The 14,070-nt window shown below is 67.0% G+C and carries 10 protein-coding genes; 4 read left to right on the top strand and 6 right to left on the bottom strand.

From position 1 onward, the window contains the following. Nucleotides 1–175 precede the first annotated feature (175 nt). The 3 genes from AC1RM6_RS26140 to AC1RM6_RS26130 all read left to right on the top strand — a co-directional run bounded on the left by AC1RM6_RS26140 (nucleotide 176) and on the right by AC1RM6_RS26130 (nucleotide 1,670). Nucleotides 176–556, top strand: coding sequence for a response regulator (locus AC1RM6_RS26140; protein WP_493106771.1), 381 nt, complete (start codon nucleotides 176–178; stop codon nucleotides 554–556). Next, on the top strand, nucleotides 553–1,140 hold the full coding sequence (locus AC1RM6_RS26135) for a peptidase S14 (protein ID WP_493106769.1): 588 nt from the start codon (nucleotides 553–555) through the stop codon (nucleotides 1,138–1,140). Before AC1RM6_RS26140 ends, AC1RM6_RS26135 begins: the two co-directional genes overlap by 4 nt. Nucleotides 1,141–1,208: 68 nt before the next feature. Continuing rightward, nucleotides 1,209–1,670, top strand: coding sequence for a hypothetical protein (locus tag AC1RM6_RS26130; protein ID WP_493106767.1), 462 nt, complete (start codon nucleotides 1,209–1,211; stop codon nucleotides 1,668–1,670). Between the two features lie 147 nt (nucleotides 1,671–1,817). Here the strand turns inward: AC1RM6_RS26130 and AC1RM6_RS26125 are convergent, their stop codons facing one another. The 4 genes from AC1RM6_RS26125 to AC1RM6_RS26110 all read right to left on the bottom strand — a co-directional run bounded on the left by AC1RM6_RS26125 (nucleotide 1,818) and on the right by AC1RM6_RS26110 (nucleotide 8,028). After that, complete coding sequence (locus AC1RM6_RS26125) at nucleotides 1,818–3,014, bottom strand: DUF2252 family protein (RefSeq protein ID WP_493106765.1); 1,197 nt, start codon at nucleotides 3,012–3,014, stop codon at nucleotides 1,818–1,820. A gap of 61 nt (nucleotides 3,015–3,075) precedes the next feature. Next, complete coding sequence (locus tag AC1RM6_RS26120) at nucleotides 3,076–3,927, bottom strand: transglutaminase family protein (RefSeq protein ID WP_493106763.1); 852 nt, start codon at nucleotides 3,925–3,927, stop codon at nucleotides 3,076–3,078. 119 nt (nucleotides 3,928–4,046) lie between these two features. Beyond that, entirely contained in the window at nucleotides 4,047–5,258 is a 1,212-nt protein-coding gene (locus tag AC1RM6_RS26115) for a histidine-type phosphatase (protein WP_493106762.1), read from the bottom strand. Between the two features lie 10 nt (nucleotides 5,259–5,268). Further along, a complete protein-coding gene (locus AC1RM6_RS26110) occupies nucleotides 5,269–8,028 on the bottom strand; it encodes a TonB-dependent receptor (protein WP_493106760.1) in 2,760 nt (919 codons plus the stop codon). 215 nt (nucleotides 8,029–8,243) lie between these two features. Between AC1RM6_RS26110 and AC1RM6_RS26105 the strand changes: the two genes are divergently transcribed. Further along, nucleotides 8,244–9,350, top strand: coding sequence for a hemerythrin domain-containing protein (locus tag AC1RM6_RS26105; RefSeq protein WP_493106758.1), 1,107 nt, complete (start codon nucleotides 8,244–8,246; stop codon nucleotides 9,348–9,350). Nucleotides 9,351–9,426: 76 nt separating this feature from the next. On the opposite strand, the gene AC1RM6_RS26100 is transcribed toward AC1RM6_RS26105, so the two are convergent. Then, nucleotides 9,427–10,896 carry an efflux transporter outer membrane subunit gene (locus AC1RM6_RS26100; RefSeq protein WP_493106756.1) on the bottom strand — a complete coding sequence of 490 codons (1,470 nt, stop codon included), beginning with the start codon at nucleotides 10,894–10,896 and terminating at the stop codon, nucleotides 9,427–9,429. Continuing rightward, on the bottom strand, nucleotides 10,893–14,069 hold the full coding sequence (locus AC1RM6_RS26095) for an efflux RND transporter permease subunit (protein ID WP_493106754.1): 3,177 nt from the start codon (nucleotides 14,067–14,069) through the stop codon (nucleotides 10,893–10,895). The genes AC1RM6_RS26100 and AC1RM6_RS26095 overlap by 4 nt, the downstream gene beginning before the upstream one ends. Nucleotide 14,070 lies beyond the last annotated feature (1 nt).

The following is a 14,070-nucleotide window of genomic DNA, read 5'->3' as shown; positions in this document are numbered from 1 at the left end:
TCGTTGGCAAGTCGTCGTAGACCTATGTGAAGAAAAAATGCGGTGTCCCAAGTTTCGACACCGTGATGTCGATTTCCATGCATCCGATCGTGTTGCCCGAGCATTATGACAATGTCGCCGGATCAGCGCGATTTGTGCCTTTGGCCATATCGGCGAAAGGCGTTGGGAGTAGCATATGCGTGAACATCCGGCGGACGGCTCCGCCAGCATATTGGTGGTCGAGGACGACACGCTCGTCCGCATGGACGCGGCGGACATGATCGCGGGCGCTGGCTATCATGTGATCGAAGCCGAGAATGCCGACGAGGCGATCGCCATTCTCGAGACCGCCGAAGACGTCCAGCTGGTGTTCAGCGACGTCGACATGCCCGGCAGCCTCGACGGCCGCGAACTGCTCGAACTGGTGCACCGGCGCTGGCCCGATATCCGGTTGCTGCTGACCTCGGGGCATCATCGCGTCGACGACGCCGCCATGCCCGACCACGGCCTGTTCGTGCCCAAGCCCTATAGCCAGAGCGCGATCGTTGATCGGATCCGCGCGATGCTCGCCGCATGAGCGACGCTGCCCAGGCGCTGACGGGGCCGCTGACCGCGCCGATGTTCCGCGACCCGGCGGTCATGCTGTCGGACACCGTCGACTATGCGATGTACCAGAGTTTCCGCGACCAGCTCGACGCGGCGCCAGCCAAGGGGCTGATCGTCGTCGAACTGTCGACCCTGGGCGGCGATCCCGAGGTCGCGCGGATGATGGGCGAGGACGTCCGCTACCATAGCGACCTCGATCCCGACCGCCGCTTCGTCTTCCTCGGCAAGGCGGCGATCTATTCGGCCGGCACCACCTTCATGAGCTTCTTCGCGCGCCAGAACCGCTATCTGACCCGCGGCACCCGGCTGATGATCCACGAGCGCAAGCTCAGCAAGCAGCTCCATATCGAGGGGCCGCTCACCACCTGCATCGCCACCGTCAAGGCGACGCTGCACGAGATCGAAAGCTCGATCGAGATCCAGAACGAGGGCTTCGCCAACCTGATCGCGGGATCGAACGTGACGATGGCGACGGTACTCGATAAGGCGCCATCCAACTGGTACATCGAAGCCCAGGAGGCGCTGTCGCTCGGCCTGATCGAGGGCGTCATCTGAATTGTCGTTAAAGGTGACGGGGTCTGTATCGTCTCTTTGTCCGTCCTGCCGCCGTCGAGGAACGCATCATGTTCAATCCCTTCACCACCTGGCAGCGCCTGATCGCGGCGGGCGCCGAAATGGCCCAGACCAATGTCCGCGCGGTCGAGATGCTGGTCGCCTCGAACGAGGTGATCCGGGCGCGGGCAGAGATGATCGGGGTCGCGCTGTCGCGCCCCGGCGAGGCCGACACCCGCGAACTGCTGCGGATGGTGCCCGAGAAGACCGAGGCGCTGTCGAAGGCCGGCCTCGCCGCCGCGACCGACCTGTGGGAGGCCCATGGCGCCTGGATGCGCGAGTTCGAGAATTTCGGCGCGATGATGCTGCGCGGCCGGCTGCCGACGATGGACGAATGGGGCACGCTTGCCTCGCGCAACATGGCGTTCGCGCTGGCCAGCACCGAACATGCCGCAGGCGCATCGAACCGGGCGATGGCACCGATCCACAAGCGGGTGACCTCGAACGCCAGGCGGCTGCGCGCTAAGGGGTGAACCCTGATCCTCCCCATCGCAGATGGGGAGGGGGACCGCGTAGCGGTGGAGGGGTTTCTCCGTTCCGCAAACGCTGCGCAGACCCCTCCACCGCTCTGCGAGCGGCCCCCCTCCCCAAACCTGCGGTTTAGGGAGGATTTTTCAATCTCAAGCCGCGCTCGCCAGTGCGAAGCGCCGGCAATGCTCCAGATAGGCCGCCTCGTGGAGCGAGACCTGCTCGACCACGCTGTTCCACAGCCAGGACGGCGCATCGATCGTGCCGCCGCGGCGTTCGGCGAGCGCCGCGCGCCAGAAACGACGGACATCGGCGGTCATCTGCCGGCCATGCGCGACCCCGACGACATAAGCGAGATAACGCGCGGCGCGGGTCGCCTCCTGGCGCGAGAATTGCTCGAGCTCGATCTTGAGGTCCTGCGGCATCAACTCGCGCAGCACCATCGGCTTGCCGAGCAGATGGGTCGCGAGCATCCGGTCGCCGAGATGCGGCGCGAGCGCGCGGGCGCCGGCGACGACGCGTTCGGCATGGTCGCGGGGCATGTCGGCCCCGGCGGCGGCGGGGGCCGCGGCTGCGACCGCCTCTTTGAGGTCGATCAGCGCATATTCGTCGGGCGCCTTCTTCGTTCCGCCGATCGCCACCAGCGCGGCGTAGCGCAGATTGCCGAGCGAACTGCAGCCCTTCACCCAATAAGCGGCGTCGACCAGCCTGACGCGGTGGCCGTCCTCGCGGTCGCCGAGCGACCGGATCATCGCCTTGACCGATTTGCTGCCGAACAATGTGTCGAGCGCGGCCTGCTCCTCGTCGGCGAGCGGCCAGAATTTCTTGCCGCGCGGGATGCTCGGCTTGGGATCGTCGAGCCGTTCCTCGGCGAGATGGTGCCAGCGCCGGCCGATCGAGCGGCGCCGCACCGCGCGCACGACATTGGGCTCGATATCGTCGTCGCTCTCGTGGCGGGCGATCGCATGGTCATAGCCCTCGACCATCTCCTCGATCATCCGCGCGGTGGTGACCCCGGGCAGCGCCGATCCGCGCGCGGCGGTGGCGAGGCTCAGCCCCAGCCGGATCAGGTCGTGCGCGGGGTTGCCGATCACGCTCTGGTCGAGGTCGCGGATCTGCACCTCGACCCGGCCGTCGGCGTCGGCGACCGGGCCGAGATTGCCGAGATGGCAGTCGCCGCAGATCCACACCGGCGGCCCTACCGGCAGGTCGGCGCGAAAGCGCGACGCCGCGAGCCAGTGGTAGAATTGCACGGTGTTGCCCCGGACATAGGCGTGGGTCGATTCCGCCATCTTGAGCGCCTGGATGCGCAGCAGCTTGTCGTGTCGTGCGCCCTCGATCTCGTCCATGCCCGCTCCTGCTGTCATCGTTACGGTCAACGCACGATTGTCGAGAAGGCTGCCTGGTTGCCTATGTTTCCCGCGCGTGTACCGCGACCTCGACATCCATCCCCGTCGCGTCGCCGGCTTCGCCCAGATAGCCGCCGGTCACCGGCATGATCTGGCGGTTGCCGCGCGCCACCGCGACCGGGATCAGATAGGCGCCGCCGACCCGGCGATGGGTCGGATCGAAGGCGATCCAGCCGGCGCCGGGCAGATAGACCTCGGCCCAGGCGTGGGTCGATCCGCCCTCGGCATCGACGATCTGCGGATCGTGGAGATAGCCCGACACCGCACGGGCCCCCAGCCGCAGGTGACGGACCGCGTCGATGAACAACGCGGCGATGTCGCGGCACGACCCGCTGCCGAGCGCCAGCGTCTGCTCGGGGCTCTGGGTGCCTTCCTCGTCGCGGGTGCGATAGGCGACATGGCCGAGTATGCCGGCGTTGATGTCCTTGAGCAGCGCCAGCGTATCGGTGCGATCACCGGCGATGAAGCCCTTGACCCATTGTGCGATCGCCTGCCCCGGCTCGGGGACCCTGAGCGCACCGAGATCGGTCGCATCGTCGTCGTCATAGGCGAAGGGATAGCCATGCGCCTCGACCGCGATCGCATAGACCGGCCATTCGGGCGCCGATTGCTCGACGGTCAGCGCGATGTCGATCGTCAGCCGGTCGGCCGGGGCGGCGAAGCTGGCGGTGGCGATGCGGTTGCCGAAGATGTCGTCGGTCCAGGCGATCGTCGCCGGTGGATCGAGCGTCAGCGCGCTGTCGACGATCCGCAGCTCATGGCTGCTGCGCGGGGTGAACAACAGCCGGTGCGGGAGCAGCGCCACCGGGCGCGCGAACCGGTAGCGTGTGCGGTGGTGGATATCGATCTGCATCGCGCTCGAACGCGCGGCGCGCGGAATCGGCCGGTGTCGGCGGAAATATAGCCGTGTGGGTTTGCGCCTGCGAAACCGGAAGCGATCGCGTTCGGTTCGTGCGCAACGTCGTGCCGCGATCAGTCGGCCTTGAGCTGCTCGTTCATCAGCCGCTCGAACGTATCGAGCCGGCACGGGCCCGGGCAGCCCGGAATGGCGAGCTGCACGAAATCTTTCGCCGCGGGCGGCTTGAGCCCGCGCATCTGGTCGAGCGACTGGCTGCGGAAGATCGCACGGACGAAACGCCCGCCCTTGGCGTCGCGCAGCAGCGCGAAACCGATCGCGCCGCCCGGTGGCGGATCGTCGGCGGCGAGGCCATCGGCCTGCCAGTGGAGGTCGAGCAGCCCGCCGAGATTGGCGACATTGGTGTCGTGGCCGACGATCACCGTCAGCTTCGCGGCCTTGGGATCGGTCAGCGCGCCGAGCATCGTCTTCGCGATCGGCGCGACGTTGCGCGCGGCGATGTAGAGCGGGCGGGCGAGGATGCGGAACTCGGCGGCGTGGAGCGCGCCGACCGCGGTCACGTCGGCGCGGCTGGCGCGGCCCCAGCCGACCTCGGCCATCGGCTTGCCATCGCCATATTCGAGCAGCAGGATCTGCCCGGCGGTCGATCCGAGGTCGAGCGCGCCGGTGAGCTTGGGCCGCTTGCCGGGCTGGATGTCGGCCAGTCCGCTCGGCCTGGCGGTGACCCCGCAGCCGCTGGTCGCCGATCCGCAATAGATGCGGTCGATCCGCGCGAGCGCGTCGCGCTGTTCGGCCTCGGCGGCGGCGATCCCGCCGGATCCGAGCGCCTGCTCGACCGCGGCACGGGCGCGGGCGGCGTCGAACCCGCCGGCGCCGGCCTCGATCGCGCCGAACATCGGGTCGGGCTGGTCCTGCGGCCGGTGGACATTGGCGATGCCGCAGCCGGGGGCGAGCCCCTCGAGATAGGCGTCGCCGGTCGCGATCGTGCGCTGGTCGCTGTCGGAGACCAGCGCCACGCTGCCGGCGGCCGGGCAGCCCTTGGCCGCGAACAGCCCCGATCGCGCCAGCAGGGCGCGGTCATAGCCGCCCAATATCCGCACCGCGGCGGCGCCGTGCGGGGTCAGCCAGCCGGGATTGACCGGCCAGGCCGGCCAGGCCTCGGCGGCGACCCCGGCCATCGGCGGATTCTTGGTCGGCGGGCGCAGGCCGTGCCGCATCAGCAGCACCACCCGTTCGGTCCTGAGCGTGGGTGCGGCGGGCGCCGCCTGGGCCGCGCAGGCGAACCCGGCGGTGGCGGCCGCCAGCAGGAACTTCGCCGCGCTCGACATCGTCGTCATCCTAGAAATGGACCTGTACGCCACCACGGACGGCATAGTCGTAGCGCTCGCGCTCGATCAACTGGCTCTTGACCCCGATGAAGCGCCGCCAGGCGGCATCGTTGAGGTTGGTGCCGTCGATGAAGACGGTCGCCTGCGGAATGATCTGGTAGCTGGCATGGACGTCGAGCTGGCCATTATTGTCGGTATATTGGTCGGTCGCGGCGGTGGCGCCGAGCGCGTCGAGATATTTGGAGCGGTAGGAATAGGCGATCCGCGCCGCGAAGCCATATTTCTCGAAGAAGAGCTGGGCGGTGCCGATATTCTTCGACTGGAAGAAGAGCGGGAAATTGCCGCTGCGGAACGAGGCTTCGCCATGGCCCGAGATGTGGGTGTAGTTGGCCGAGACGCCGAACCCGTCGAACGGCGCCGGCAGGAAGGTGAAGCGGGTCTGGGCATTGAACTCGATGCCCTTGACGATCGCCTTGTCGGCGTTGAGCGGAGTCACGACATTGGCGGTCGCGAAGGTCTGGCCGGCGAAGGTGCCGTTCGCGACCGCGACCGACTGGCTGTAGATCGGGTTGTCGATATTCTTGTAGAACAGCCCGACCGACAGCACGCCCTGGCCGGGCAGATAATATTCGATGCCGAGATCGGCGTTGACCGCCTTGTACGGATCGAGCGCGGGGTTGCCCTTGGTGATCGTCACCGGGCTGGTGGTGGTGTCGACCGAGATGAACGGCGCGAGATCGGGGTAGTTGGGGCGGCCGATCGCGGTGGTGACCGCGCCGCGTACCACCACGCTCCTGACCGGCTCGTAACGGACATTCACGCCGGGGAAAAAGTCGGTGTAGCTCTTGCCGCCGAAGCTGTTGAAGCCGTCGCCGACGGTCGAGGTCGCGGTGATCAGCTTGGCCTTGTTGCTGTCCTTGGTGTGCTCGACCCGCACCCCCGGCATCACCGTCAGGTCGCCGAATTTGAGCGTCGCCATCACATAGCCGGCGCTGATCTTCTCGCGGACGTCATAGTCGTTGACCAGGCTGTTGTTGACGGTGCTGGTGCGGTTCGACGCGCTCTGCGCCAGCGCGTTGGCGGTGCTGGTCGCATAGGCCTGGGCGCGGTCGTAATCGATCCGCGGGCCGAATATATAGTCGCCGTTATAGAAATCGGTATCGCCGGTATAGGTCGCGTTCGATGCGAAGAAATTGGCGGTGCCGCGACCGAACTGCTGGAAGTCGCGATTGTTGGTCTTGTGGCGGTTCAGATATTTGGCGCCGGCCTTGATCGTCGAACCGTCGCCGATCGCGACCGGCAGCGTATAATCGGCGCGCAGTTGCCACAGATCCTCCTGGGCGTGACGCTTGTCGTAATTGACGCTGTTGAGCTGGATCGTGGTCGGGTCGTAGGTCGTCGTCTGGACGAAGGCATAAGGCGACTGGGTGAGGTCGTAGGTGCCGCGGATCGCGGTGGTGCTCGAGGTGCGGAAGTTGAATTCGGACCGCAGCGGGTCATTCTTGATCGCGCGGGTGTAGGCGCCCGACAGGTCGAGATGGCCGGCGCCGAGATCGAAATTGCCGCCGAGCTGCGCCGACTTGGTGTTGTCCTTCTCCTCGCGGCGGCGTATCAGCAGGCTGCCGCGGCCGGTGAAGGTGCCCGGGGTCGCGGTCGGATAGGCGAGGCTGTCGACGCGGTTCTGGTCGCGAATCTCGTTGTCGGTGAACTTCGAATAGCTGGTGCGCAGCCAGATCTTGGTGGCGTCGTTCGGATGCCAGTCGAAATTGCCGACCGCGCCGATCCGCTTGCGGGTGAGATTATAGTCGCGCAGGCCGTACTGGTCGGGTTGGCCGGCGGCGTTATACGCGGTCGAGCCCTGGAAATTCTCGGACTCGATCGGCCGCTTCGAAAAATTGACCGAGATCACCGCGCCGAACTGGTCGTCGGCGCCGAACACCCCGCCGAGCTGGCCGTCGAGCTCATAGGGGTTCTTCTTGTTGATCTTGTAGCGGCCATAGGCGCCGCGCGCGTCGACGAAGAAGGGCTTGTTGCGGTCGAAGGCACTCAGGGTACGGATGTCGACCTCGCCGCCGATCGCGTTGGCGTCCTGGTCGGGGGTGAGCGACTTGGTGACCACCACCGCGCTGATCAGCGCCGAGGGGATGTCGTCGAGCTTGACCTGGCGGCCGTCGGGCTCGGGGGCGGGCAGGGTGAGCCCGTTGAGGGTGACATTGACGAGATTGGGGTTGATGCCGCGGATGATGACGTAGCGGCCTTCGCCCTGGTCGTTGGCGACCGACAGGCCGGGCAGGCGGCGGACCGCTTCGGCGACATTCTGGTCGGGCAGCTTGCCGACATCGTTGGCGTAGAGCGCCTCGACATTGTTGATCGCGATCTGCTTGGTCTGGAGCGCGCGCGCCTCGGCCAGGCGGGTGCCGGTGACGACGATCGCCTCGCCGTCATTGCCGCTGACCTTGAGGCCGATTTCGACCGGCTTGGGTGCATCGGAAGCCTCGGCGGTCGCGCTGGCGCTGTCATAGCCGACATAGTCGACCGAGAGCTGCTGCGGCCCGGCGGAGACATTGTCGATCGTGAAGCTGCCGTCGGTGGCGCTGGTGGTCGAGGCCGACGATCCGGCGACGCGGATGGTGGCGCCGGGCAGCGACGCGCCCTTGGCCTGGTCGACGACACGGCCGCGGATCGTCGCGGCATCGGCCTGGACGGCAACCAGCGAAAGCGCCGCCAGCGCCGAGCACGACAACAGGTTGGCGCGGAGTGGATAGGTCATGATGTTCCCCCTGATTATCGCGCGGCGGTAGGCGCGGATCGGGTCAGAAACATTTCCAAATCATTTCCAAAACATTACAGAATGTGCGCCGCGGGCGATCGATCGGCGATATGGAACTTGATCTGGATCAGCGAGAATCATCCACACGGTACCGAAACGGCTGGAACTGCGGATTTTCTGCACGGTTGAGCGCCCGAACATTCGGGAGCAGCATCATGGTCGACGATTTGAGCAAGCGCGGTGCCGGCGATCGCGATACGGTCGCGTCGGGTGAAACCTATGAAGTCGATTATTTTGCGCGCAAGCACGACCTGACGCGCGACGAGACGCGGGCGCTGATCGCCGAGGTCGGCAACGACCGCAAGACGCTCGAGGCGGCGGTCGCCGACGGCAAGCCGGCCCGCGCGAAGACCGCGACGCCGGCCAAACCCGCGCGCAAGCGCTCGACCATAACCAACGTCGAGGGGGCGGCGGCTCCTGCGGTGAAGGCGGTGCGCAAGACGGTTGCCAAGGCGAGCAACGCGGTGGCTGCCGAGGCGGTCAAGGTCGAAAAGACCGCTGCCAAGGTAGCGGGCAAGGCGCGATCGGCCACGGCCAAGGTTGCGGCGGTACCGGCCGCGGCGGTGGCGCCGGCGGCGAAGGAAGCCGCCGACAGCGCCGCCTCGCTGGCGAAGACCGCCCACAAGAGCATCAGGCGCGCCGCCGCCAAGGCGAGCGCGGCGCCCGCCGCCGCCCGCAAGGGCACGGCCAAGGTCGCCGATCGCGCGAAGTCCGCCGCCACCGGCCGCACCGCCGCGCTGTTCGGCGCGGCTGCCGCCGGGATCGTCACCGGTCTCGCCGTCAATCTCGGCCGCAAGGCGATCGTCCAGGCGCCGAGCGTGGTCGCGGGCGACTGGCTCGAGGCGCTCAAGGTCGAGCACAAACTGGCGCTCGCGATTTTCGACCAGATCGAGGCGACCAGCGACGCGCAGCCGGCGAAGCGCGCGGTGCTGCTGACCCAGCTCAAACATGCGCTCGGCAAACATGCCTTCACCGAGGAGAATGTCGTCTATACCGCGTTACGCGACTGGGGCGACAAGGCCGATGCCGACAAGCTCAATCACGACCATGGCTATGTGAAGCAATATCTCTACGACCTCGACAATCTCGACGATGCGTCGCCGGTCTTCCTCGACAAGATCGCTTCATTCCGCGCCGATCTCGAGGCGCATATCCGCGAGGAAGAGGACTCGATCTTCCCGCCGCTCCACGCCGGGCTCGGCGAGGCGGGCAATGCGAAGCTGACCGCGGCGGCGAACAAGGAAGGGTTCAAGCTGGCCTGAGGGGCGCGCCCTTGCCTTCTGAGATCCCGGCCTCCGCCGGGATGACGAGTGTGGAGCTGCGCACGACGCTGTAACCTCACCGCGCCTTCGGCAGAGCCTTGTCTTCGATCGTCTGATCCCCACCCAGCGTCTGGTACAGCGCCACCAGATTCTGCGCGCGTTCGAGCCGGGTCGACGCCAAAGTGCGGCGCGCGCTGTAGAGGGTGCGCTGGGCGTCGAGCGTCGTCAGATAGCTGTCGATGCCTTCCTTGTAGCGCGCGGTGCCGAGCATGAAGCTGTCGGCGGCCGAGTCCTGGAGCTGGCGGTTGGCGGCGAGCTGTTCGTCGATCGTGCCGCGCCGGGCGAGCGCGTCGGCGACCTCGCGGAAGGCGGTCTGGATCGCCTTGGCATAGTCGGCGACCGCGCGGTCGCGCTGGGCCTTGGCGTCCTTGAGGTTGCCGGCATTGGCGCCGAAATCGAAGATCGTCTGGGTCGCCGAGGGCTGCACCGACCAGGTGAAGGCGCCGTTGTCGAACAGGGTCGACAGGCCGCCGCTGGCGAGACCGGCGATCGCGGTCAGCGCGATCCGCGGGAAGAAGGCGGCGCGTGCCGCGCCGATCCGGGCATTGGCGGCGCGCAGCACATATTCGGCCTGCACCACGTCGGGGCGGCGCAGCAGGATCGACGAATCGAGCCCGGCGGGCAGTTCGGACAGCTGGTCGTCGGTGTCGTCGAGCGAGGCCGGCAGTTCGGCATCGGTTACCGGGGCGCCGACCAGCAGTTCGAGCCCGTTGCGGTCCTGCGCGATCGCGGTGGTCAGCGAGGCGATGTCGGCGCGCGCGGTCGCCAGCACGGTCTCGGCCTGGCGCAGATCGGTGCGCGGGGCGATCCCGCCCTTCAGCCGCGCCGAGGTCAGCTCGACGCCCTTGGCCGCGCTCGCCTCGGTATCGCGGGCGATCGCGAGCAGGCTGCGATCGGTGGCGAGCTGGAGATAGGCATTGGCGACCTCGGAGACGAGCGTCAGTCGCACCGCGCGCAATGCCGCCTCGGTGCCGAGATATTCGTCGAACGCGGCGTTGCTCAGGCTGTTGAGCCGGCCGAACAGATCGACCTCGAACGAGGTGACCCCGCCCTGCAGCGTATAGCTGGTGTTGGCGCCACCGCTGCCGCCGCTGCTGTTGCCGGTGGTCCCGGTGTTGACCGAACCGCCGCCGCTCGCGCTCTTGACCGTCGACACCCGCCCGGTCGCATCGAGCGTCGGGAAGATCGCGGCATGCGCGACCCGATATTGGGCGCGCGCCGAAGTGACGTTGGCGAGCGCCGCGCGCAGATCCTGATTGTTGGCGATCGCGCGCCCGATGATCGCCTGCAGCTTCGGATCGCGGAAGATGTCGCGATAGCCGACCGAGGGCAAGGTCGCCTCGCTCTGCCGCAGATAGGCGTCGCCGGCGGGCCAGCTTACCGGGACCGGCGGGGCAGGGCGCTTATAGTCCGGCGCCATCGTGCAGCCGGTCAAAGCCACACCGACAAGCGCCGCGGTCGCCAGGAGTCGTCCGGTGCGGATCATGCCTCGGCCTCCGTCGCGGGGGCGGCCGGCGGGGCCACGTCATGCCCCTTGGCGCCGAACAGCTTGCGCACCAGCACGAAGAACAACGGCACGAAGAAGATCGCCAGCACGGTCGCGGTGGTCATGCCGCCGATCACCGCGGTGCCGATCGCGACCCGGCTCTTGGCGCCGGCGCCGGTCGAGATCGCCAGCGGCAGCACGCCGAAGATGAAGGCAAGGCTGGTCATGATGATCGGACGCAGGCGCAGGCGGGCGGCTTCGAGCGCGGCCTCGGTCGGGGTCTTGCCGGCCTTCTCGGCCTGCTCGGCGAACTCGACGATCAGGATCGCGTTCTTCGCCGACAACCCCATGGTGGTGAGCAGACCGACCTGGAAGAAGATGTCGTTCTCGAGTCCGCGCAACAGCACCGCCAGCGTCGCGCCGAACAGGCCGAGCGGCATCACCAGCATCACCGCGAACGGGATCGACCAGCTTTCGTAGAGTGCGGCGAGGCAGAGGAAGACCACCAGCAGCGACAGCGCGTAGAGATAGGGGGTCTGGCTGCCCGACAGCCGCTCCTGATAGGAGAGACCTGCCCAGGCGACACTGATCCCCGGGATCTGCGACGCGATCTCGGCGATGCGGTCCATCGCCTCGCCCGAGCTCTTGCCCTCGCCGGCCTGGCCCTGGATCTCGTAGGTCGGCAGGCCGTTGAAGCGCGCCAAGGTGCTCGGGGCGCGGGTCCAGTGGCTGGTCGAGAAGGCCGAGAAGGGCGCCATCTGGCCGGTGGTGCTGCGCACGAACCAGTTGTTCAGATCCTCGGGCCGGCTGCGATAGGGGGCATCGCCCTGGACATAGACGCGCTTGACCCGGCCGCGATCGACGAAGTCGTTGACATAATTGCCGCCCCAGGCCGACGACAGGGTCGCGTCGACCGCCGCCTGGCTGATCCCGAGCGCGCCGACCTTTTCCTGGTCGATATCGACGCCGAGGGTGGGGGTGTCCTCGAGGCTGTTCTGGCGGACCTGGGCGAGCGCGGGATCGCTCGACGCGGCGTCGATCAGCTTGTCGCGGGCGGCCTTGAAGGCCTCGCGGCTGAGGCCGCCCGAATTCTGGAATTCGAGTGTGAAGCCGGTCGACTGGCCGAGGCCGCGCACCGCGGGCGGGTTGAGCGCGAAGAACTGCACGTCGCGCAACTGGTGCCCGACCGCGCGGGTTGCGCGCTTGGTGATCGCTTCGGCGGTGTTCTCGCTGCCCTTGCGATCGGCCCAGTCGGTCATCGCCATGAAGCCGCGGCCGGCATTCTGGCCGGTGCCGGCCTGGCTCTGTCCGACGACCATCAGCATCGCGGCGACATTCTTCTTTTCCTGGGTGAGGAAATATTGCTCGATCTTCTTGGCCGCCTCCATCGTGCGGGCCTGGGTGGCGCCCGGCGGCAGATTATATTGGAGCTGCGCGATGCCCTGGTCCTCGGCGGGCAGGAAGCTGGTCGGCAGCCGCAGGAACAGCACGACGAGCAGCACCACGATCACGCCAAACACCAGCATCACCGCGGTCATATGGCCGAACAGCCGGGCGACCTGGTCGCGATAGCGATCGGAGGTGCGCGCGAACCAGGCGTTGAAGCGGTCGCCATAGTCATGCGCCTTGGCGACGAAGCGGCCGCGCTTCGCCCGTTCCTCCTCGCTCGCCCGCTTGAGCAGGGTCGCGGCGAGCGCGGGCGACAGGATCAGCGCGACCACCACCGACAGCACCATCGACGACACGATCGTGATCGAGAACTGCTTGTAGATGACGCCGACCGATCCGCCGAAAAAGGCCATCGGCAGGAACACCGCCGACAGCACCAGCGCGATCGCGATCAGCGCGGTGTTGATCTCAGCCATCGACTGGATCGTCGCATCGCGCGGCGAAATGTCGGGGTCCTCGTCCATCACACGCTCGACATTCTCGACCACGACGATCGCGTCGTCGACGAGCAGGCCGATCGCCAGCACCATCCCGAACAGGGTCAGCGTGTTGATCGTGAAGCCGGCGGCGGCGAGGATGCCGAAGGTACCGAGCAGCACCACCGGCACCGCGACCGCGGGAATCAGGGTCGCGCGCCAGCTCTGCAGGAACACGAACATCACCAGCACGACCAAGATGATCGCCTCGATCAGCGTCTCGATGACGTCGCGGACCGACAGCTTGATGAAGCGGGTGCTGTCGTTGGGGAAGGCATAGGTGACGCCGTCGGGAAAGCTCTTCGCCTTCTGCTCGATGAAGGTGCGGACCAGCTTGGCGGTCTTGAGTGCGTCGGCATTGGGGGCGAGCTGGATTGCGATGCCGGTGCCGGGATGTCCGTTGAGGCGGTTGGTCGAGTTGTAGCTTTCGCTGCCCAGTTCGACCCGGGCGACGTCGCCGAGCAGGACCTTCGATCCATCGGTCTGGGTCTTGACGATGATCTTGCGGAACTCATCGGGATTGGTCAGGCGCGAGCGCGCGGTGACGATCGCGTTGAGCATCTGCGCGTCGGGGCTCGGCTGGCCGCCGATCTGGCCGGCGGCTACCTGCGTGTTCTGCGCCTGGATCGCGGTGATCACGTCGCTCGGCATCAGCGACACCGCCGAAAGCTTGTACGGATCGAGCCAGATGCGCATCGCATATTGGGCGCCGAACACATTGACGTCGCCGACCCCGGGAAGCCGGCCGATCGGATCCTGCAGGTTCGACACCAGGAAATCGGAGACGTCGGCGCTCGTCATCCGGTCGGTTTCGTCATAGATGCCGACGACCATCAGGAAGTCGGCGTTAGACTTGGTGACGGTCAGGCCCTGCTGCTGGACCTGCTGAGGGAGGCGCGACAGCGCCTGCTGGACCTTGTTCTGGACCTGAACCTGGGCGATGTCGGGGTCGGTGCCCTTCTGGAAGGTCACGGTGATGCCGACCGACCCCGACGAGTTCGAATTGGCCGAGAAATAGATCAGCCCGTCGATCCCGGTGAGCTGCTGCTCGATGATCTGGGTGACGCTGGTCTCGACCGTCTCGGCCGAGGCGCCGGGATAGTTGGCGCGGATGTTGACCGACGGCGGCGCGATGTCGGGATATTGCTCGACCGGCATGGTCAATATGCCGCCGACGCCCAGCAGCATGATCACGATCGCGATCACCCATGCGAAGATGGGTCGGTCGATGAATATCCGTGAGATCATG

This window comes from Rhizorhabdus sp. GW822-FHT03C02 (genome assembly GCF_058801765.1).
The sequence above is the reverse complement of the archived record's forward strand: the minus strand, read 5'-3'. Positions and strand labels throughout refer to the sequence as shown.